The organism is Methanobrevibacter sp. TLL-48-HuF1 (assembly GCF_023617305.1).
Lineage (GTDB): Archaea > Methanobacteriota > Methanobacteria > Methanobacteriales > Methanobacteriaceae > Methanocatella > Methanocatella intestini.
The window spans coordinates 1,714,484-1,735,617 of sequence record NZ_CP081485.1; the positions used below are offsets into that span (position 1 = coordinate 1,714,484).

The window sequence follows — 21,134 nt, forward strand, 5'->3', positions numbered from 1 at the left end:
TTTTATGAATCAGGAATTAGTTGATGAAATAGAATATACAAAGGAATTATTAGCTAATTCTGGTTTTTTCAGCAAAGGGGATATTGTAGAAATATTGGAAGAACAGTTTATTGAAGAGGATATTGATTTTTCCAATATTGAAATATCTTTTAGTCAGGGAGATAACTCTAATTTTGAAGTATTGGAAAATGCATTTATCAAATTAGCTGGTAAAAACATTATAGCTATTCATAATTGCGGTTATGATATTGAAGAGGGAGTAACTGATGCCTTTGAGTTATTTGTTCATCTGAAAAACAATAAATACGACCCTGTCGGTTTTTGTTTTTATGCATTTGAAGATGTTGAAGAAGCTATTGAAGACGATAAACTGAAAATCACTTTTGGAGATTTTGAAAATAATCCTGATAAAGCTTTGGAAATCGGAAAAATTGTTGTTAATACTTTAAAAGAAGCTAATTTTAATGTCAACTGGGATGAAACAGTTAACAATCAAATTGAAATTTCTATTAAATGGGATAAAATTTTTGATGAAAATAAGGAATATGAAATGGAAGGTGCTTTTGAAGCATATATAAATAATAATTAGGTGTTAAAAATGAATTCAAAATCATTAAATTTAATTGAGGAAGTTGTGACTCCTTTTGGAATGTGGGATTCTTTAGAAATAGCTCAAGATTCAATATATCTGGAATTTAGTGATGTTGAGTTAGGAAACCCTAAATATAATGATAGTTTAAATTTATCCTTCAGATTTTCAGACAAGTCATTTATTGTCTTTTTTTATAATAATATCTGGGATGCTGAGTTTTTAGCCAATTTTGATTTTAAAAACCATTTTATTAATGAAGATTTTGTTTTAAAAGTTGAAAAAATTAAATTTTTAGATTTTGAATATCTGAATACCTTTTTTTATAATTATGCAAAGGAAAAAGTACTAACTATGGATAATGAGTTTGATATTCATAATATTAGAAATGATTTCTTTGTTTTACTTGAAACAAATGAATTAGCTATTGTTGTTGGCGGAAATAAAATGGATTTCTTTTTTAATAATTTAAAATTAGACAGTGACAGCTTAAAAGAATTATCTAATCAGTGGGTTCTTTATTTTTTAAAATATCGTTTAAAAAGAAATATTATCATGAAAGATCCGATGTGTGAACATAACACATTAATTTAAAATAAAATTAATAGCTGTTAATTTAAACAGCTATATTTTTAAAAATACAGTTTGTCCTTGGATTTGTAACCTATATGACAGACAATAAAACAAAGAGCACTGATTATAGTTATAATCAGTAATGTTATTTGGGAACAGGAAATCAGCTGCGGATAGTTAGATGGCTGAATTATTACATTTCCCATCATTATTGCAAAAATCACAGTTAATATTCCAGTACTTAATGTTTGACCGAGTATTCTCATTGTAGCTACTGCACTTGATGCCATTGGAGTATCTTTTGGTGGAACACTGCTCATTATAGTGTTGATGTTTGGACTTGCGAATAATCCGTAGCCTATACCCTGCAATGCAAGTGATACAAGTACAATTGCAATTGATGTGTCTTTATCAAGAGGTACAAGCAGGATTAAACCGACAGTTACAATTATCATTCCGATTGTTGCAATTTTTTGAGGATCAATTCTATCAGATAATTTTCCAGCTGCCGGAGCTACAATAGCCATCAATAATGGGAATGTAATTAAAATCAGTCCTGAAAGCTGTGAATCAAAACCACGAACATACTGGAAATTGTAATTGACAATTGTAGTTACTACAAAGGTAGCTATGTAACTTAATATACTGGCTATATTGCTTGATAAAAATTTCTTATTTTTATATAATTTTATGTCATATGCAGGATATTTGGAGTTTAACTCAATTTTACCAAATAAAATCAGTAAAAGCACTCCAGCAACAGTTATTATAAATCCTATTGCTGTATTAAATATTGAAAATCCGTAAATCAATAATAAGATTCCAATTGCAAAGACTATAGAACCTTTCAAGTCGAATTTTTCATTTTGGTATTTGAACCATTCCTCTTTTATTGTAAAAAGTAATATTAGGTTTAATAATATAAATGGAATCATTACCCAGAATATGGATTCCCAGCCGAAATTATAGGTTAGACTGCCTCCAAGTACTGGTGCCAGTGCAATTCCGATATATGTGCAGCTTACAGTTATTCCCAGTGCCTGACCTCTTTTTTCAGGACTTATTGCCTCAGCAATTATTAACATTGAATCTACACAAAGGCCGGCACCTCCGATTCCCTGAATTACTCTAAATATTAATAATTCCGGAATTGTGTGTGATAATGGAGTTCCAATACTTCCGATTAACATTAAAATTACAGAGTAAATAAATGTTTTCTTAACTCCATATCTGCTGCAGAGCTTTCCTAAAGGAATAGCCAATACTCCCATTGTTAATAAAAATATGTTTGTAACCCAATTTTGCATTATATTACTTAATCCAAAAATTTCAGCCATTTTAGGCAGTGCAACAGGCGTAACATTTCCCATGTATGCACCGTAAAATGTGGCGAGAGAGGCTACAGTTATAACAATAAAATCTCTTTTTTTATTTGCATTCATAAAAAACAACTCTCTTTTTTCTTTATTATAATGTAGTTTGTATTTTTTAAGTAATATGCAATTTTCTATTTGATTTATCTGTTATAATCATAAATTCATTAGTGGTAAAATAAAATTATTAATTGGTGGGAAGAGGTTGTTAATAATGGTAATATAATAAAATTGAATATGTTTAAAATAAAAAAAGAATAGGTGTTTAACACCTATTTGTAACTTAAAGCTTTTTCAGGACATGTTTCGATACATTGTCCACATAATGTACAGAATCCTGCTATTGGAAGTTTAGGATTATCTGTTGTTTTTAGCATATTATATGGGCAACTGTTTACACAATCTCCACATTGGTCACATTTTGATGGATTATATTGTATTCTTGGTCTTTTTATAAGTGTGCCATCTTTATTTATTTCAAATTCCGTATCTAATGTTAATGCATTATTCGGACAAGATGATGCACATGCTCCGCAGCGTATACAACTTTTAAATGAAGGATCTTCATCAGTTTTTATCTGTTCAGGAACTGACATTCCTGTTTTTGTAACCACATGAATAGCTTGTGTAGGACATTTCATTGCACATGCTCCGATATGGTCACATTTTTCTGCATCACAAACTACTCCCTCTTCAGTACATGGTGTTGCGTCATGGAGTTTTACATTTAATGAAATTGCATTTACTGAACACATTTTTTCACATAAACCGCATGCTGCACACATTTTTGGAAGAGTTATTGTTAGATTGTTGTCATTGAATTTAATAAAGTCTCCGGGACATATTTCAACACATGTTTTACAACCTATACATGAGGATTCATTTAGTTTAAATTCAGTAATTTCTTTTGTTCTTTTTGTTGGAATTTTTTCAGAGATAAACACTGCATTCCATGGACAGGTTTGAGAACAAACACCGCATTTAATGCAAATTTCAGAATTAATTTCTATTGGTTCGCCAAGTTCATTTAAACTGATTGCCTGTACAGGACATTCTTCAATACAGGTTCCGCACCCAACACAGTTTTCAATATAAATCGGTCCTTCAATATTAAGTTCGCGATGATTTGGATTTTTAACGCCTTCAATGCCCACATAATCCAAAGGACATATTTCAACACATTGCTGACACATGACACAAAATCCCTCAATAGGAATTTTAGGATTGTTGGTTAATGTTATAGTGTTTTGAGGGCATGTTTCTACACATTTTCCGCACTGATCACATTTTAGGCCATTAAAAATTAATCTTGCTTGCTGGGCGCCACCTTCTTCAAGTGTTAAAAAGTCTACTTTTAATGCATCATTGGGACATATTTCAGCACATTTAGGGGAATCGCCACAAGTATCACAGTGAATTATGTTATTAGGTTGTACTTTTATAGCATTTGAAGGACATATTCCTTCGCAGGCTTCACATTTAATACAATCGTCAGTATTAAAAATAATCATTTCAAAACCTCTTTTTTATTCTAAATTCAAAGGACCTAATTTGCTGACTGTTTTTTCAAATTCTTCCATTGTTTTTTGGAATTTTTCACCTTCTGAAGCAGATACCCATTCAAATCTAAATCTTTCTTTTTCAATACCAAATTCTTCTACAATGTCTTGAACCATAAATGCTCTTCTGTTCCATTTATAATTTCCTGCATCATAGTGACAATCTCCAAGATGACATCCACCTACGAATACTCCGTCAGCACCTTCTTTAAATGCTTTAAAAACTAAAGACGGGTTAATTCTACCAGAACACATTACTCTTATAATTCTAATGTTTGGAGGATATTGCATTCTTGCAGTTCCAGCTGTATCTGCACCACCATAACAACACCAATTACATAATAATCCTACTATTTTAACATCACTCATATTATCACCTTTTATTTTATAAAATCTCTTTTTTTGGACTGTATAATGGAGGTTTCTCTTCGGATATTCCTGCAACATATCCAGTTCTATTTTTATATTTTCTTTGTATTTTGTCGAATAGTTTATCAACTGGTATTTCCATAGGACATACATCTCCGCACTGTCCGCAGTTTACACAACTAAATGCCATGTGGGATAATCTTACACCTTGGAATGAAATAGCACTTGGTGGACAATTTTCGTTTTCATTTTCAAAGTATGATTTTTCTAATTCACATTCATTACACCAGCAGATTGGACATATGTCTCTACATGCATAACATTGAATACATCTGTTCCATTCATCAGAGCTAATGGAAATATCTTCGTCTAAAAGTGAGGTTTTTTCTTTTTCACCCATTTTTATCATGAGATTTTCTATTTTGCTTCTTATTCCAATAGCTTTTTCACTAGGTGTTTTACCTTCGATGTAACCTTCAGCTTTTGCCTGGTTTACTATTTTTGCTCCTTTTTCGGAATTTATTTCAATGAATGTCCAGCCGTCTTCAGCACCCCAGTTTCCACAGGCTATATCTGCATTACGTGGAACTTTAAGTTCACATCTTTGGCAGTTATGTCTTCTACCATATCCGTTTTCTTCCAGTTCATCGATACTGACAGCTTTTTCGCTGCCGTCTTCTAGTTCAACTATGAATTTACCTTTTGCAATTTCTTCTTTAACAACAGAACTTGGATCAATGTCATAGTATAGTTTAAGCATTTCACGTGCTGTTATTGGACTTATAGTTCCCCCACAGTTTAATCCTATAGTGTAAATATTGTCAGGATTGATTCTGTGTCTTTTAATTAACTCATTTACTGCTTTTGCATCACATGGTTTTACAACTATTCCGATTTTTTTATCAGATAAATATTTGCTGATGAGGTCTGCAGTCATTGTTGGTGCACAATGGAGTGAACCGCTTGTTTTTAATAATTCTTCACTAGTTGTTGCAATAGTTGGAATTCCATCATAGATATCATCTTCAGGTTTTAATGTTAAAACACAGTCTATAATGTTGTTGTCTAATAAATATTGTAAAATTCCGGTTACAGCTCCTCCAACAGCAGCTTTTTTTAATATTTCTTCGTCTTTAGAACGAGCTAGAATATAATTTGAACTCATAAACATACCTTCTATAAATCAATATCTAATTTTTCGGAAATTTTCATTAAAATTTCAATTTCAGAAAGATTTTCATTTACAATGTCTGGAACAGATATTTTAAAGTTTTGATTTGTATTTACACTGTTTGTGTAAGATCCTTCTTTAAAAGCCCAAGGTTTTCCAGGAATTACATAATCGCTTTTATTTACAATATCATTTTTAAAATAAGAAATGGTAACTATTTTTTTTATGCTGTTTAAATCATCTTCAGTTATATAATCAAGAGGATTTTCATTGACAATTAATAAAACTTCAATATTTTTCAATTCTTCTTTTAATTCATTTAAATTAATAGGATCTATTTTATTTAATGCTCCTTTACTGTTACATTTGTTGTATATAGGTAAAATTTTAGCATTGGTTTTTAATCCTATTTCAGATATTTTTTGGCAATCTTCTTCATTGTCTACCTTATTGAATATTATAATTGCATCTTCATTTAATTCATCTAAAATTTCTTCATCTAAACTATTGAGGAATTCACTTACAGAGTCAAATTGAATATATTTATCGGAGTTTATGGAGGTAGTGTTTTTATTTTCATTATCTGCACAAATAACTTTTGCACCATTTTCTTTAGCCATTATTACTCTTCTGGCAACTAAAGGGTTTTCATCATATAAGTCTCCGATAATCAAAATGGTTTTGGAATTGTTGATGTCATCGTAATTTGCTACTGTTTTGTCAAGGTTTACAAATCCATTTTCATATAAGAATAATTTGTTTCCATAGCTTTCGCTAAATTTTTTCATCAAATCCAATTCTTCATTTGTTGAATTTCCGGAACATAAAATCCCAAACTGTTCTGGTTCTACATTTTTTATATCTTCTATAATCTGTTCTATAATGCTTTTAAAATCAGATTCATTTAATTTTCCGTTATTTACTATGGAAGGTTCATCGATTTTATTAAATGAATAGTTTGTAAAACAGTATCTACCATTTTTACAGTTTTTTCCTTCATTAATTTCATGTCTTTTGTAGGGATAAGTTCCAAGTAATTCTTTATTATTTGAGATTAAAGTTATGCCGCAGCCAGTACTACATGATGGGCATATTGTATGCTTTAAATTTAACATATATATCACTACTCTATCAATTTATCAATTGATTTTCAAAAAATGCTTTTGAAAATGTTGTTTCGTTTTCGTTTTTTATTTCATAAACGTGCTGTCTTGTTAGATTAATCATTTCCATTAGAATATCACTGCTTTTTTTAACTAAAATTTGAGAAAATAGTTCTTTTTGAAATTTTTCGTATTCCTCCAGAATTATTCTACCTTCAACTTTTAATTTTATATCAAAAGAGCCATAATTTTTTAAAATGCAATCATAATTTAATACTTTTTGATCAGTGTTTTCATAGTCTACAGACCAGTCTAAGTTTAATGTTAATTGCTTATTTTTAGGGTTAGGATTTAATCTTATTAATCCAACCTTTTCTATATGGATTTCCATTTAATCACCAAGCTCCAATTAATAAATTATTTTTTTAAATTATTCAATCAAATATTTTAGAAAGAATAATCTATTTAAAGTTTTTAGTAATAATTATATAAATTTTATTAATTATTTTAAGAGATTATAAGATTTATTTTTCATATTTAACAGTAATGGTAGTATTTTATAGAAAATTAGTTTTAATGGAATGAGTATTGATTAATTCAATGATTTAGAACCCAGTTAATTTTTTAAGTATTATTTTAGCTTTATTTTATTTTCTTTAATTTTAGTTTAATTTTTGTTATAATTTCTTAATATGATTTATTTTTTTATTTTTTCAATTATGATTGTTATTTTATAGTTTTTATAGTTTAATATGCTTTATAATCTTGTTTTATTGGAAAATATTTGTTTTTTAAAAGTATTACTTTTTACTAAATTTTTCCTATTTTTATTAACATTTTTTTATAAAAAAGTATTACTTAAAAATTTTTTATTTATATATGTTTTTGTTTTTTGTATTATCTGGCTAATTGCTTTTTATGGTATTATTTGTTTGTATTTTTGGGGGATTTTTAAGCTATAAAGTGCTAATTATTATTTTTTTTCATTTTTTTTCAAAAAAAGTAATACTTTTTTAGCAAAAAGTATTTATTATACTTAGTTACTATATATGATTGTTTGAAGATGATTCCGTAATTTCGTTAGAATCATAATTTTGCTCAGCTGTGTTATCTTGGGATTGGTTTCTATTTTCAAACAAAGTCATCTCTTTTTAAAATAGATGAACATTACAATTTTTACAAAAAAATAAGAATTAGTTTTTTAACTAATTCTTATAGCCTTTATGTACTTATTTTTAAAATATAGTGTGAGATTATCTTTGTGTGGTGTTTAGTTTATCATTGGAGTTCATTCCCACAAGTGATGCTAAAATACTTATGAATCCAAGTATTGTAGAACATATTAAAGCTAAATGACAGCTTTCACTAAGTTGTGGATATACGCTAGGGGTTATAGTTACATTACCCATTACAAATGCAAAAATAACTGTTAATATACCTATACTTAATGTCTGACCGATAACTCTCATGGTAGCTACTGCAGCTGATGCCATGGTTGTTTCATTTGGCGGAACACTGCTCATCATTGTATTTGTATTTGGGCTACTGAACAGTCCATATCCTACGCCTCCAATCATCAATGCAATAATTATGACATATATTGATGTGGTGTCATCCATTGTTGTCAGTATTAATATAGCTATTGTTGCAAGCCCCATTCCAAGTGCTGAGAGTTTTTGAGGATTTATCAAATCAGATAATTTTCCTGACTGTGGTGTTACAATTGCCTGCATTATAGGCATGCTGATTAAAATCAATCCTGTCATTTGTGCATTCCAGCCTAAAATATATTGAAAATGGTAATTGATAATTGTAGATACACTAAAAATGGAAATATAACTTATTACGCTTGCTATATTGCTTGATAAGAATTTATGGTTCTTATATAATCTTACATTAAATATTGGATATTTCTGTTTTAATTCATAGTAGATGAATATTATTAGAAATATTACTCCAACTGCTGTAATTATCTGTCCGGTTAGTGTATGCAGTTCTGTAAATCCATACATAAATGCTGAAATTCCAATTCCATAAAAAACACTTCCTTTTATATCAATAGGATCATTTGCATCTAATTTCCATTCGTCTTTAATTTTTAAATAAGTAAGAACTACTACAATAAAACTTACTGGAAGTGTTATTGCAAAGATACTTTCCCAGCCAAAGTTATATGTTAAACTTCCTCCCAGTACTGGAGCCAGAGACAGTCCGATATAAACTGAAGCTATGTTGATTCCCAATGCACGTCCTCTTTGATTATTTGGAACAGCTTTTACAATCATACTTACGGATGATACAAAAATTGCAGCAGACCCTATAGCCTGAATAAATCTGAACAGTAATAGCATTTCAGTATTTGCAGCCATTATTATTCCTGCAGTCCCTATGAAAAATACAAGAGCACCATAGAAGAATGATTTTTTAAGTCCTTTTTTAGCACAAATTTTCCCGAAGGGGACACTTAATACAGCCATGGTTAATAGATAAAGGTTTATTGTCCAATTTTGCAAAATATTGCTTAAGTGAAATACTCTTGCAAGTTCCGGCAGAGCCATTGTTACTGCATTTGATGTGTATGCAGCCATAAAACTAGCTAGTGACCCTACAAGCACTACATAAAATGCGGTTGTTTTTTTAATCATTTGTTTTTATTTCTCCGTTTTATTGTTTTTTTAAAATAAGAACATTAAATATATTTGTTAAGTATGTACAATAAAACTTTGCCAGCAATTATAAAAAAATTAGTTTGGGAATAAATAGTTATAAATTTTATTTATTCCAGAAAAAAATCCATTATATTCTTTATTATGTATGTTACTTATCATATCTTCGATACGGTCATCTAACTCTTTAGTATAAGTTTTGTTGTTGTAATCATGGGTTGTGAAGTAATGAACTTCAATACTATAATTTGTATCCTCTTTTGGGAAAACATAGTTTACTCCGACATGATCCCATTGATAATCATTATCTCTTGAAGGATTTGAATAATACTGTTTGGAAACATTAATGCCTCCTAAATCAACATTTTCTTTTTTCAATACTTTAAAACCTCCAGATTCCATAGAAGCAAATTTGGCATTTGAAATGTCGGTTATACTTGATTCCGGCCAATCATCCCATACATCAATAATAGTGTAGTTGTTTGTAATTCCATTATCTGTTTTTGCTTGACCACTAATGTTTACTTCATCTGTTGTGTTCCAAGCTTCTGGAACTACAATATTTGAATGTCCAAATTCAATGGTTTTGTCTGTATGGACACTTAAAAAATTATTTATGGCACTCATATTAGCCACAAAAAATATTATTATAATAACAATAACAATGCTCATAAAAATATCTCTTTTTTGCATATTATTCCTCTATTCTTTTATGTTTGGTTTTATCCCATTTTCTTTCTTTTCTAATAATCATTTTAAACATTGTTTCGAAAAATAATGGTATTAAATGGAAACAATAAATCCAATAACTGATAATATCTTTTATAAATTTTAAAGGACCTGCTTTTTCACGTAAAAGGGCAATAGAAATTCCGGGAATAAATGCTATTGTTGAGATTATTCCTACAATAATTGGAGCATCCATTCTAATTATAGTTACTCCATGAAATATAAACCAAGAAATTGAATTTATTATACTAACAATAAATCCAAAGAATATGAATAAGTTAAATGCATAAAATGAAATATGTTCGATAATCCCGTATTTTTTTATAAGTGGTAGTGGGGATTTTAAAATTTTTGGCAAATATATGAATATGGTTTCAAAGTTACCGATAGCCCACCTTGTTCTTTGTTTAAAGAAAGACTTCCAATCAGTTACAGCTTCCTGATAAACTGCAGTTTCTCCACAATAACGTATTTGACCACCTTTAAGTAATATTTTAACGGATAGATTTAAATCTTCAGTTACTGCAAATCCATCCCATTTTTCACCATCAATAATAGCTTGTTTTTTTAACAAATTGTCCATTACCACCTAAAAATCCACTTTTTCCTAAATTATCTTTAGCTATTAATGTATTTCCAAAACTTTCAAATTCTACATGTTGCATATTTGCAAGGAAGTTTTCATCTTTGTTATACATTTTAACTCTAGTTTGAACACCCTGAACTTTGGGATTATTTAAATAAGGTATAACAATATTTAAGAAATCTTTTTTTACTTGGGTATCAGCATCAAAAACTCCAATTATTTCTCCTTTTGATAAATTTAGAGCATCATTCAATACAAAACCTTTTCCTTTCCCAGATTTTGGAGGTTTTCTTGTAACAATTCTCAATATGGGAATATCTTTCTTTAATTCAGATAATTTTTCACCAGTACTGTCTGTTGAACCGTCATTTACAACAATAAGCTCAAAGTTAGGTTTTCCATTTAAAGTATAATCTATTTTGCTAATGCTGGTTACTGTTTGAGCAATAGTATACTCTTCATTATGTGCAGGAATAATAAGACTAACAAAAGGAGGTTTTTCATAAGGGATAGGTTTTTCCTGTTTTTTTGTACTGATTATAGCTAAGAAAAGCATGGTTAATGTTGGAATAAGAAGAAGCCATTGAAGCCATGTTACATTTCTAGCTAGTATTCCGAAAATTATTAATGCACTGCAAGTCACTAGAAGAAATATTGAATTTGATTTTTCAATTAAAAGTTCTTCATTTTTTTCTTTAATCTTATCTTTAGCATTTATTGTTTTTAGTGTGTTGATATTATGTTTTTTTACAGATACATCAATCATTCTTTCTAATTCTTCTATTTCAATAGGCTTTATTAAATATCCGAAGGGATTTCCAGGAATTATTTCATCAATTATGTTATCAGTTATATCATCGATTATAGCTATATGGGGTATGTTTATTTTTTCAATTGAAGAAGTTATTTCACTGTAACTTGAATTATTGATTTTTGTATCTAAAAGAAGTATGTTGGGAATGTCTTTTTTTATATTTTTTACAAGTTTCTTCCCATCACTTTCAAATCCAATTATTTTATATTTGGCATTGTTTAATGATTTATTTATAGTGGATATAAATTCATCATCATTACTTCCAATATAAACATTGGTTGTGTAATTTTTTGTTGTTGCAATTTGTTTTATATTCTCTTTTGTTGCCGACTTCATTTTAACCCCATTTATTCTGTAAACCCATATGAATCATTTATTTTCTTTGATTCTACTTTTGATTTAGCTATTGCTATTTTTAAAGTTTTATCTAATTTATTAATGTCATATGGTTTTGAAACAAAGCCGTAAGATCCTTTTATATTTGATTTGTTAAAAGTTTCAGTATCATTGTTTGCAGTTAAATATACAACTGCAATTCCTAATTCTGATATGACTTCACTAGCTTCAATACCACTCATACTGCCTTTTAATTTAATATCCATTAAAACAACATCAGGTAAATGTTCTGCAGCCATGTCAATTGCATCCTGACCGTTATCTGCGGTGCCGATTACTTTATAACCCAAATCTTTTAATCCGTATTGTAAATCTAGTGCAATAATTGATTCATCTTCTACAATTAATATTTTTTCTTCCATATTAAGTTCCTCTTTTATTTATATCCTACATATTCTTGATTTATTGGAAATTTTATTTTAAATTGAGTTCCATTATTTACAGTTAATTCTAAAGTTCCGTTAATCTGTTTAATTAATGATTTAATAATTATTGAACCTAAACTTTGCATTTTAGTATCTTTCAGCCCGATACCATTATCTTTAAATACAAATTCACAGGTTTCGTCATCAATTAATTTCATATGTTTATATATTTGTTTATTTTTTGTATTGTCATTAAATGCATGTTTAATTGAATTAGTTGTTAATTCGTTTATTATTAATAAGAGTGGTGTAACAAGAGAAATAGGCATCCATAATTCTGAGTCAATGCATGTTATAAAATTTATGTCGTTACGTGAACTCAATAAATTATTTAATGTTTCATCTTGTTGTGTAATGGCTTCACTTACATTTAAATTTTCAAAATCTAAACTTTCACAAGTTTGTGCATGTAAAATTGATAATGAATTTAGTCTACTTTGCATATGTTCAATGATTAATTCGGGTTCTTTTGAATATTCTCTTTTTTCCAAATTTATAAAACTATTTAATATTTGTAAGTTATTTTTTATTCTATGATGAACTTCTTTAATTATTATTTTTTGTTTTTCTATAATTTTTATATGTTCTCTTTTTTCAATATCATGTGTAATGTCAATTAAAAATCCAATAGTATGGAGTTCATTGTTCACATAAAAGTTTTCAAGTATTAATTCACAGGTTATTGGTTTTTTTGTAGTTTTATCTTTATAAAAAGTAAAAGTTTCATCAAATTTATTTATTTCCCCGGATTCCATTTTTTTTAGTTTTTCAACTACTTTTTTTTCTCCAATATGCTTATAAATATTATAATTATGAGTATATTCTTGTTTTTTTACTCCAATAATATTATAAAAGCCATCAGTAAATGAATAAGTTATGGGATTAAATGGCTCTATTAATAGTGCAAGTTTTTGAGTATGTGTAAATCCATTTAAAATATAATCAATTGGATTAAGGATATTTGAATCTAATTCTGAACTTATATCTTTAAAAAAACCATAAATTCCCATATATTCATTATTATTGTATTTTGGATATAAATTGCATTCTAAAGTTTTTATTTTCCCATTTTCAGTTTTAATCCTAATTTTTTCTTTTATTTCCATTTTTCTTGGAAGATTTTCATGCAGGGCTTTTTTAATTTTTTCTTTATCTTCTTTAAGTGCCAGATCAAAGATTATATTATAATATTTGTCAGAAGACTTTTGATGTCTTCCTAAAATATTGTATATTCCATTTGTCCAGACATATTTATTATTTGTTTTATAGTAACTGCCTGTTTGTGACATATATTCAATTAAATATAATTTATCACTTTGATTATTAATTGCAGAATTTTTAGTAATTGCTTCAGCTTCATAATTGTTAATAATGTATATTTGTCCGCTTTTTTCCATTATTATTGTAGTTACAATTAAACTTAGTATATTCTCTTCAAAATAAAGTAATCTTAATTTTTCAACTTCGCTTTTTTTATTTATAACTTTTTTAACATGTTCCTTGAATAAATTATGATAAAATGGAAGGCATTCACTAAAACGTCTTCCGAGGATATCTGTAGGGTTTATATTTAATCTTTGCAGTAATGTTTTTCCAAATCGTGTGACTATTAAATCTTCTCCATTATCAACAGGAGTGAATTGATTAACATCAGATGAAATTTGATTTAAAATAGATTCAAATTCAGTAGGTTCAACATCTGTTACTTTCGGGGAATCATAAAATATTACTTCTTTACTTAAATCATATATTTTTACTTCTTCGACTTTTTCTATTGGGAAGTATTTTTTTTCAATATTCATTTTTTGAGACCTTAATTATGTAATTTATTATTTTGTATATCACATGTTTATTCTTTAATTGGGAATATTATTTTAAATCTGCTTCCGTTTTCAGGAGTGTTAATTTTGAGAGTTCCATTTATCTGTTTTGTTAAAGATTGGATAATATTTAATCCTAAATGCCCTTCTTTATTCTCAATTTTTTTAATTCCCTTACCGTTATCTGTGTATATAAGTTCACAAGTTTCATTATTAATTAATTTTGCACTTTTTGTTATTATTTTTTCTTGATTTTCATCATTAAATGCATGTTTAATTGAATTGGTTGTTAATTCATTAATAATTAACATTATTGGAGTTGTTATTGAAATTGGCAAACAAATATCAGGTTCAATATTTGAAATAAAATTTATATCTTTATTTTTACTTAATAAATTATTTAATGCAGTATCTTGGTTTTCTATGTTTGTTTTTAAGTTTAATATTTCAAAATCACCATTTTTATATGTTTGATTGTGTAAATCAGCTAATGATTGTAATCTACTTTGCATATGTTCAATAACCAATTCTGGTTTATCTTGATAAACTTTTTTTTCTATATTAGGGTGTCCGCCAAAATTGATTTTTGATTTTTCGTCAAAAAAATTTTTGGGCTTAATTTTTATTATTTTTAATATATTTCAATTAATTTTTGTTTATTTTATTTTATTTGGTTTAATTATTTTTTAAATTATTGTTTAGTTTTATTTTATTCTTATTTTTGATTTTTAATGGTTTTAAGACAGTTAAGTTTATATACTTTGTTGTACATATTTTATATTAGATATAAGTTGTTTTGGTGTTGTTATTTATGGTTAAAAGAAAGTTTGATAGGAATCAGGCAAAATTGGGCATTAATACTCTTGATTGGAATGTTCCGGAGAATCATATTTCTCGTTTTGTTGTTGAATTTGTTGAAGAAGTTTTTCCACTTTTAAATATCAAAGAACCCAAGAAAAAGAAAGGAAGAGACTCCCTTCCAGTGGATTCCATGTTAAAATTGCTTATTTATGCCAAAATCCAACATATTGATAGAACATCAATAATTGCAGATATGGCGCGATACCATGATATATTTAAATACGTGTGCGATGATATTAGACCTTCTGAAAGATCAATCCAAAGATATCGAAGAGAATATGGCCATTATTTTGAAGTATTGCTGCAAATGACATTAAAAAAGGCCTTTGATGAAGGATTCACTGAATTTAATCACGTTGCCATTGATGGAACCATCAAAAAAGCATACAATTCCAACAACAACACCATTACAAAAAAAGAAACTCAAATATTGATCGATTACTACGAAGGACGACCTATTGACCCTGAATGTCTTGAAAAACTTCACAAACCTGCTCAAAGATTATTGGAAAAGAAAGACATAGATGATGAAGATAAATTAGAACTATTATATGGAATAAAAACACAATTTACATTCACAGGACAGGATAAAATTCCAGTAAATGATATAGAAGCAAGATTTATGAAAGGAAAGAAAGGAAACTTCATGGTTGCTTATAATATCCAATCTGCAGTCGATTATGATACCAAATTAATCTGTGCAATAAACGTCACACAAAACCCGACAGACCACTACGAACTACCAATAATCGCAGAAAGAGCAATAAGAAACATTAACACCACACCAAAGTATATAAGTGCCGATACAATATACTTAAACCAAATATCACTATCATACTTAGCAGATAAAAAAATAGATGGTTTAATACCAAATAGAAAGCAAAGTAAAGAAAAAATAGGAAAATTAAATCCAAATCCATACCATAAAGACCATTTTGAATATGATTATGAATTAGATGCATTCAAATGCCCAAAAAATCAATATATGCACTTTTTCGCAAAATACATCGAACCACACAAAGATCCAGAAAAACCAGACAAAATAAAAAGACTCTACAACAATTATGAAGCCTGTAAAAACTGCAAAGCACGAAACAAATGCTTAACAGGCAAACAAACACACAAAACCATCACAGAATACGGATCAGAAATGCAAAAAGCAATGAACGAAAAAATGGAAAAACAGGAATATAAAGACGAATATAGCAAAAGATCAAGCGTTGAAGGACCATTTGGAATATTCAAAGAACAATTCCAAATAGAAAAAGAAGTAGTCATCGGAATGGTAAAAACAGAAGAAAGAATAAACTTAGATGCATTAGCATATAATTTAATACGACTACACAACATAAAACAAGAAATAAAAAACACAACAGAAGATTTAGAAGATTTCTGCGAAAGCACATCCATTAAAAACCAATTAAAACTTGATGTAACAATATTTTAAAAAAAATCAACAAGTCAGCCAAAATTCAATTTTGGCGGACACCCATTAATAAAACTATTCAATATTTGGAAATTGTTTTTTATTCTATGGTGAACTTCTTTGATAATTATACTTTGTCTTTTTGCATATTCAAGTTGTTTACTTTTTTCAATATCTTTTGTAATATCAATTAAAAATCCTAAATGGTGTATTTCATTATTTATGTAAAATGATTCAAGAGAGAATTCAATAATTTTCTTATTCTCTTTTGATTTATTTGGGTAATATGTAAAAGTTTCATTTAGTTTAGTTATTTTTCCATCCCGTATGCGTTAATTTTTTGAACTATATCTTTTTCTTCTATATTTTCAATAATAAGTTTCCAATTATTTTTATAGTCATGCTGTTTATCTAGTTCTAAAATTTCGTAAAATCCTTCACTAAATGAATATTTGCTGCTAAATGGTTCTATAAGTAGTGCTAATTTAGAATTTTTTATAAATCCATTTATTAAATAATCCATACTTCTATTTTTTTCAGTTAATTCATGGCTAATATCTTTAAAAAAACCAGTTTTACTTATAATTTCATTATTTTCATCAAATTTTACATAAACATGGCTGTCAAGATATTTAATATTGCCAGTTTTAGTTTTGATTTTTATAATTTCTTCAATATGTGACGATTCAGGATCTAGATTATTTAATAATTTTTCAACTTTGTGCTGGTCTTCATCAACTACTAAGTTAAAAACAATATTATAATATTGGTCGTCAATTTCAGGAGTTCTATTTATTATGTTATAAATTCCAGAGGTCCAAGTATATTTGTTTTTATATTTGTAATAACTTCCAGTTTGGGAGAAATATTCAATTAGCTCCAATTTTTTGCTGTCTTTATCCTCTTTTATTCTGGGCTTATTTTTTTCTTTCTCTGAGGAATAATCTTCAACAATATATAGTTTTCCGTTGTCTTCTAAAATAGTTGTATGGACTATTGATTGTATGCGATTATTTCTATAATAATAAAGTCTTAATTTAATTGGTTTTTTGGTAGTTACTGCTTTTTTGCAATAATCTTTCAATAAATTATAATGAAATGGAAGAACATCACTATACATTCTGCCTTCAATATCGTTTGAATCAAGATTTGTTTTTTGCAGGGTAGTCCAGCCTAAACGTATAACTATAAAATCATTTCCCTCACGTATTGGCAAAAGTATGTGGATGTCTGAAGGTATGGCTTTTAATAGTTTTCTGTGTTTGGGCTGGTGTATGTCCAATATCTTAGGTGATGGTTTGTAAATGTCTTTTGTGTTTATATCATGTATTTCAATTTCCGCTATTTCACTGATTTCATCATATCTTTTTTTAACATGCATTTTTAAATTAACCCCACATATATCCAATTTTAATTTATACTATATATATAATATTTTGGGTAGATATGCATAGAATATCTGCTCAATTTGCCTATCTAATGTATGTTATGTGTTATTTTTATTTTTTTATATGATTTTTGGATTTTATTTATTTCCGTAGTCTTTTTTTAACATTTATTTTAATATTTTTAAGTTTTTTTAATTATATTTTTGAATATTTTTTTTTAATTTTCATATAATGTTGATTTTTTCGAAATTTGTTTTTCTGTTTAGTTTTTTAAAAGGAAATGCTCCTGAAAATATATTGATAATTGAGTTTTTGGAAAAGTTTTTAAAAGAGTACTGACAAAATATTTTAGTGTTGTGAAAATTTTTATTTTTCATGTTTTAATATTATGAAAGGAGTTATTAAATGACTTGTAGTATTTTAGTCGGTGGAGCATGGGGTGACGAAGGTAAAGGTAAATGTATCACTTATCTTTGCGGTAATGATAAACCAGATATCATTGCTCGTGCAGGTGTAGGTCCAAATGCAGGACATTCTGTAGAGTTTAATGGTGAAAAATATGGTTTAAGGCTTATCCCTTCTGGTTTTGTACATACTGATGCTAAACTCATGATTGGTGCTGGAGTATTAGTAGATAAAGATGTTTTATTTAAAGAATTTGAAGATTTAAAGAAATATGGTGTAAAAGAAAGAACTTTTGTTGATCCTAGATGTGCTATTATTACTAAAGATCACAGAGAAAGGGACAAAAAATCAGAACATTTAGCTAAAAAAATAGGAAGTACTGGATCCGGCTGTGGACCAGCTAATTCTGATAGGGTGTTAAGGACAGTTAAATTAGCTAAAGATGTTCCTGAGCTTGAAGATTATTTAGCGGATGTTTCTTTAGAAACTAATAATGTTTTAGATAATGGAGGGGATGTATTTATTGAAGGTTCTCAAGGATTTGCATTATCTCTTTACTATGGAACTTATCCATTTGTAACTAGTAAAGACACTACTGCAAGTACATTTGCTGCTGATGTAGGTGTAGGTCCAACTAAAGTTGATGAAGTAATCAATGTATTTAAAGCTTATATTACCCGTGTTGGTGAAGGACCTTTCCCAACTGAAATTTCACAAGAAGAAGCTGAAAGTAAAAATATTGAAGAATATGGTGTTGTAACTGGACGTAGGCGTCGTGTAGGTTTATTTGATATGGAACTTGCAAAAGAATCCTGCAGAATCAATGGTGCAACTCAAATAGCTTTAACCTGTGTAGACAGATTATATCCTGACTGTGCTAGAACACAAAGTTATGATGATTTGTCTGCTGAAACCAAAAAATTCATTGAAGAAATTCAATCTGAAACTGGTGTTCCAGTAACTATTATTTCAACAGGTCCGGATTTAAAGGACACTATTGATTTGAGAAAAGAATTATTATAATTAATTAATTCCTTTCACTTTTTTTAATTTATTTTTTGCTTATTTGTTGATATTTTTTTAAAAAGGTTTTGTTCATGGCTTTAATTTTAAATTTTAAGAATGTTTCAGAAACTTTTATATATTGCTATTTTTAATACATATTACTGTAATTTAATTATGGTGATGATATGAATAAAAAATCAATTATAACTATTGTTATAATCGTTGCTGTTATCATTATTGCAGCTGGAGCATATATGTTTTACTCCAATCAAGATGATGGTACAGTAACTATCGGTTATCTTCCAAGTGATCATGATGCAGCTTTATTCATTGCTGACGCTCAAGACATGTATCAAAAAGAAGGTATTAATGCTAAATTAGTTCAATTCAATAATGGTGGAGACTTAATGACCGCTATGGCTAGTGGTGAAGTGGATGTTGGATATGTAGGTATCACTCCAGTATTGTCTTCAATAGAAAAAGGTGTACCAGTAAAAGTTATTTCTGGTGTACAGACTGAAGGTAGTGGAATTGTTGTAAGTAACAGTTCAGGAATTACTTCTGTTCAGGATTTAGAAGGCAAATCCATTGCTACTCCTGGAGAAGCTTCCATTCAATATATGTTGCTTAAATATTATTTAAATCAGAATAATATTGATATTAAAGATTTAAAAGTTTCTGCAATGAAAGTTCCTTCAATGAATGATGCTTTAAAATCTAATCAGATTGACGGTATGTTAACTTATGAACCGTTTGTAACTACTGCAGTTGAAAACGGCAATACTGAATTGGTTGACTCATCTGAAATCATACCTGGACATCCATGCTGTGTAGTTGCAGCATCTGATGATTTCTTAAAAGAACATCCTGATGAAGCTAAAAAAATTGTAGAAATCCATGATAATGCTACTAAATATGTTCAAGAAAATCCTGACGATTCAGTATCCCAATTACCAAAAGATATAGTAGCTAATCCTGATATTGAGAAAAAATCTTTAAGCGGAATCAATTTTGTTTCAGGATTGGATGATGCATACAAACAAAAAGTATTGGACTTCATGAATATTGAAGTTGATTTAGGTGTCTTAAAAGAAAAAATCCCTGCAGAAAAAATCTTTTATGATGTAACTGCTTAATTTATCTTTTGAATGTAATTTTTATAAGTTACATTCCCCTTATTTTTTTTAAATTTTGATTCTGTTGCTGCTGAAAGTTACAGTATCCTATTTGAAGAATTTGAACAATGTTTTGATTGCAAAATAAAAAGAAGTAGCTATGATTATATTTGAAAGTTTTATTTTCACTTTAATATAATCAAAGCAAGTTTTAATTTAAATTATGGATTTCAATGTTTTTTTAAATATCTTTTGCCCCAGATACATAATCAATAGCTATTTTTAACAAGTTTGTAAATGTATTTACGATTTCCATAATTGCATTATCCAGATTTGCAATAGCTTGGTTCAATTCGGAATTGTCTATTCGGATATTTTTTAAATTGTCAATACTTTTTACAAGACTTTCCCTGTATTGTGGAAATATCTGATTTATATATTTAAAAAATGGTTCATATTCATTGTAATTAACTTCTTTTTGATTTAAGCTGTCTACAATATCCAAATACATTCTGTTAAAGTCTTTGGCACTATTTTTAAAAGATGGAGCTGTGTTTTCAATTTCTTCAGTTAATATTTTTATAGCTTCAGGATTGTTATTTTGAAGTTCATCTGCATTTTTTTGAATTATTTCACCGATATTTTGAAATCCTGTGTTTAATCTGGTTATAGCTATGGTATATAATTCCAAATCGATTTCATTAGTTATAGTATAACCTCCAACTAATGTTTAAAAGAAAAAAAGAGTAATTTCTCAAATG

The 21,134-nt window shown here is 28.2% G+C and carries 21 protein-coding genes; 5 read left to right on the top strand and 16 right to left on the bottom strand.

Annotation, left to right across the window (positions count from 1 at the left end):
* Positions 1 to 4: 4 nt before the first annotated feature.
* Both K4897_RS08105 and K4897_RS08110 read left to right on the top strand, forming a co-directional pair.
* Entirely contained in the window at positions 5 to 589 is a 585-nt protein-coding gene (locus K4897_RS08105; RefSeq protein ID WP_250415973.1) for a hypothetical protein, read from the top strand.
* A gap of 9 nt (positions 590 to 598) precedes the next feature.
* The gene (locus K4897_RS08110; protein ID WP_019266950.1) at positions 599 to 1,183 is read left to right on the top strand and encodes a hypothetical protein; all 585 of its coding nucleotides are present in this window, start codon (positions 599 to 601) and stop codon (positions 1,181 to 1,183) included.
* Between the two features lie 38 nt (positions 1,184 to 1,221).
* Here the strand turns inward: K4897_RS08110 and K4897_RS08115 are convergent, their stop codons facing one another.
* From K4897_RS08115 to K4897_RS08175, 13 genes are all read right to left on the bottom strand, one after another.
* The gene (locus K4897_RS08115) at positions 1,222 to 2,604 is read right to left on the bottom strand and encodes an MFS transporter (RefSeq protein WP_250415974.1); all 1,383 of its coding nucleotides are present in this window, start codon (positions 2,602 to 2,604) and stop codon (positions 1,222 to 1,224) included.
* A 203-nt stretch (positions 2,605 to 2,807) separates the two neighbouring features.
* Positions 2,808 to 4,046: a 4Fe-4S binding protein gene (locus K4897_RS08120; RefSeq protein WP_250415976.1), complete on the bottom strand. Its 1,239-nt coding sequence runs from the start codon at positions 4,044 to 4,046 to the stop codon at positions 2,808 to 2,810.
* Positions 4,047 to 4,061: 15 nt separating this feature from the next.
* Positions 4,062 to 4,463: a hydrogenase iron-sulfur subunit gene (locus tag K4897_RS08125; protein WP_250415977.1), complete on the bottom strand. Its 402-nt coding sequence runs from the start codon at positions 4,461 to 4,463 to the stop codon at positions 4,062 to 4,064.
* Between the two features lie 16 nt (positions 4,464 to 4,479).
* Positions 4,480 to 5,628 carry a Coenzyme F420 hydrogenase/dehydrogenase, beta subunit C-terminal domain gene (locus K4897_RS08130; RefSeq protein ID WP_250415979.1) on the bottom strand — a complete coding sequence of 383 codons (1,149 nt, stop codon included), beginning with the start codon at positions 5,626 to 5,628 and terminating at the stop codon, positions 4,480 to 4,482.
* An 11-nt stretch (positions 5,629 to 5,639) separates the two neighbouring features.
* A complete protein-coding gene (locus K4897_RS08135) occupies positions 5,640 to 6,749 on the bottom strand; it encodes a molybdopterin-dependent oxidoreductase (protein ID WP_250415981.1) in 1,110 nt (369 codons plus the stop codon).
* Positions 6,750 to 6,765: 16 nt separating this feature from the next.
* Positions 6,766 to 7,128: a pilus assembly protein gene (locus K4897_RS08140; RefSeq protein ID WP_250415983.1), complete on the bottom strand. Its 363-nt coding sequence runs from the start codon at positions 7,126 to 7,128 to the stop codon at positions 6,766 to 6,768.
* An 862-nt stretch (positions 7,129 to 7,990) separates the two neighbouring features.
* Positions 7,991 to 9,382: an MFS transporter gene (locus K4897_RS08145; protein WP_250415984.1), complete on the bottom strand. Its 1,392-nt coding sequence runs from the start codon at positions 9,380 to 9,382 to the stop codon at positions 7,991 to 7,993.
* A 99-nt stretch (positions 9,383 to 9,481) separates the two neighbouring features.
* The gene (locus K4897_RS08150; RefSeq protein WP_371921665.1) at positions 9,482 to 10,096 is read right to left on the bottom strand and encodes a hypothetical protein; all 615 of its coding nucleotides are present in this window, start codon (positions 10,094 to 10,096) and stop codon (positions 9,482 to 9,484) included.
* A 1-nt stretch (position 10,097) separates the two neighbouring features.
* Positions 10,098 to 10,715: a glycosyltransferase family 2 protein gene (locus K4897_RS08155; protein ID WP_250415988.1), complete on the bottom strand. Its 618-nt coding sequence runs from the start codon at positions 10,713 to 10,715 to the stop codon at positions 10,098 to 10,100.
* Positions 10,681 to 11,868, bottom strand: coding sequence for a glycosyltransferase family 2 protein (locus K4897_RS08160; protein ID WP_250415990.1), 1,188 nt, complete (start codon positions 11,866 to 11,868; stop codon positions 10,681 to 10,683). The genes K4897_RS08155 and K4897_RS08160 overlap by 35 nt, the downstream gene beginning before the upstream one ends.
* Positions 11,869 to 11,879: 11 nt before the next feature.
* The gene (locus K4897_RS08165; protein WP_250415992.1) at positions 11,880 to 12,290 is read right to left on the bottom strand and encodes a response regulator; all 411 of its coding nucleotides are present in this window, start codon (positions 12,288 to 12,290) and stop codon (positions 11,880 to 11,882) included.
* A 14-nt stretch (positions 12,291 to 12,304) separates the two neighbouring features.
* Positions 12,305 to 14,155 (bottom strand): sensor histidine kinase, encoded by a 1,851-nt coding sequence (locus K4897_RS08170; RefSeq protein ID WP_250415993.1) that lies wholly within the window; start codon positions 14,153 to 14,155, stop codon positions 12,305 to 12,307.
* 47 nt (positions 14,156 to 14,202) lie between these two features.
* Entirely contained in the window at positions 14,203 to 14,685 is a 483-nt protein-coding gene (locus tag K4897_RS08175; RefSeq protein ID WP_250415996.1) for a sensor histidine kinase, read from the bottom strand.
* Between the two features lie 299 nt (positions 14,686 to 14,984).
* On the opposite strand from K4897_RS08175, the gene K4897_RS08180 reads away from it, so the two are divergent.
* Positions 14,985 to 16,481, top strand: coding sequence for a transposase (locus K4897_RS08180; protein WP_250415666.1), 1,497 nt, complete (start codon positions 14,985 to 14,987; stop codon positions 16,479 to 16,481).
* 14 nt (positions 16,482 to 16,495) lie between these two features.
* Here the strand turns inward: K4897_RS08180 and K4897_RS09165 are convergent, their stop codons facing one another.
* Both K4897_RS09165 and K4897_RS08190 read right to left on the bottom strand, forming a co-directional pair.
* Positions 16,496 to 16,789, bottom strand: a complete 294-nt coding sequence (locus K4897_RS09165) for a histidine kinase dimerization/phosphoacceptor domain -containing protein (RefSeq protein WP_371921671.1) — start codon at positions 16,787 to 16,789, stop codon at positions 16,496 to 16,498.
* A complete protein-coding gene (locus K4897_RS08190; RefSeq protein ID WP_250415997.1) occupies positions 16,771 to 17,841 on the bottom strand; it encodes a hypothetical protein in 1,071 nt (356 codons plus the stop codon). Before K4897_RS08190 ends, K4897_RS09165 begins: the two co-directional genes overlap by 19 nt.
* Before the next feature lie 412 nt (positions 17,842 to 18,253).
* Between K4897_RS08190 and K4897_RS08195 the strand changes: the two genes are divergently transcribed.
* Both K4897_RS08195 and K4897_RS08200 read left to right on the top strand, forming a co-directional pair.
* Entirely contained in the window at positions 18,254 to 19,276 is a 1,023-nt protein-coding gene (locus K4897_RS08195) for an adenylosuccinate synthetase (RefSeq protein WP_250415999.1), read from the top strand.
* Positions 19,277 to 19,443: 167 nt separating this feature from the next.
* The gene (locus K4897_RS08200) at positions 19,444 to 20,394 is read left to right on the top strand and encodes an ABC transporter substrate-binding protein (protein WP_250416001.1); all 951 of its coding nucleotides are present in this window, start codon (positions 19,444 to 19,446) and stop codon (positions 20,392 to 20,394) included.
* Positions 20,395 to 20,614: 220 nt separating this feature from the next.
* Here the strand turns inward: K4897_RS08200 and K4897_RS08205 are convergent, their stop codons facing one another.
* Positions 20,615 to 21,064 carry a hypothetical protein gene (locus K4897_RS08205; RefSeq protein WP_250416002.1) on the bottom strand — a complete coding sequence of 150 codons (450 nt, stop codon included), beginning with the start codon at positions 21,062 to 21,064 and terminating at the stop codon, positions 20,615 to 20,617.
* Positions 21,065 to 21,134: the final 70 nt, after the last annotated feature.

Coding starts and splice junctions, on each gene's coding strand:
- K4897_RS08120 (WP_250415976.1), bottom strand. CDS start 4,046: ATGATTATTTTTAATACTGACGATTGTATTAAATGTGAAGCCTGCGAA.
- K4897_RS08145 (WP_250415984.1), bottom strand. CDS start 9,382: ATGATTAAAAAAACAACCGCATTTTATGTAGTGCTTGTAGGGTCACTA.
- K4897_RS08130 (WP_250415979.1), bottom strand. CDS start 5,628: ATGAGTTCAAATTATATTCTAGCTCGTTCTAAAGACGAAGAAATATTA.
- K4897_RS08140 (WP_250415983.1), bottom strand. CDS start 7,128: ATGGAAATCCATATAGAAAAGGTTGGATTAATAAGATTAAATCCTAAC.
- K4897_RS08165 (WP_250415992.1), bottom strand. CDS start 12,290: ATGGAAGAAAAAATATTAATTGTAGAAGATGAATCAATTATTGCACTA.
- K4897_RS08125 (WP_250415977.1), bottom strand. CDS start 4,463: ATGAGTGATGTTAAAATAGTAGGATTATTATGTAATTGGTGTTGTTAT.
- K4897_RS08200 (WP_250416001.1), top strand. CDS start 19,444: ATGAATAAAAAATCAATTATAACTATTGTTATAATCGTTGCTGTTATC.
- K4897_RS08195 (WP_250415999.1), top strand. CDS start 18,254: ATGACTTGTAGTATTTTAGTCGGTGGAGCATGGGGTGACGAAGGTAAA.
- K4897_RS08155 (WP_250415988.1), bottom strand. CDS start 10,715: ATGGACAATTTGTTAAAAAAACAAGCTATTATTGATGGTGAAAAATGG.
- K4897_RS08170 (WP_250415993.1), bottom strand. CDS start 14,155: ATGAATATTGAAAAAAAATACTTCCCAATAGAAAAAGTCGAAGAAGTA.
- K4897_RS08180 (WP_250415666.1), top strand. CDS start 14,985: ATGGTTAAAAGAAAGTTTGATAGGAATCAGGCAAAATTGGGCATTAAT.
- K4897_RS08175 (WP_250415996.1), bottom strand. CDS start 14,685: ATGCAAAGTAGATTACAATCATTAGCTGATTTACACAATCAAACATAT.
- K4897_RS08115 (WP_250415974.1), bottom strand. CDS start 2,604: ATGAATGCAAATAAAAAAAGAGATTTTATTGTTATAACTGTAGCCTCT.
- K4897_RS08160 (WP_250415990.1), bottom strand. CDS start 11,868: ATGAAGTCGGCAACAAAAGAGAATATAAAACAAATTGCAACAACAAAA.
- K4897_RS08135 (WP_250415981.1), bottom strand. CDS start 6,749: ATGTTAAATTTAAAGCATACAATATGCCCATCATGTAGTACTGGCTGC.
- K4897_RS08110 (WP_019266950.1), top strand. CDS start 599: ATGAATTCAAAATCATTAAATTTAATTGAGGAAGTTGTGACTCCTTTT.
- K4897_RS08190 (WP_250415997.1), bottom strand. CDS start 17,841: ATGCATGTTAAAAAAAGATATGATGAAATCAGTGAAATAGCGGAAATT.
- K4897_RS08150 (WP_371921665.1), bottom strand. CDS start 10,096: ATGCAAAAAAGAGATATTTTTATGAGCATTGTTATTGTTATTATAATA.
- K4897_RS08105 (WP_250415973.1), top strand. CDS start 5: ATGAATCAGGAATTAGTTGATGAAATAGAATATACAAAGGAATTATTA.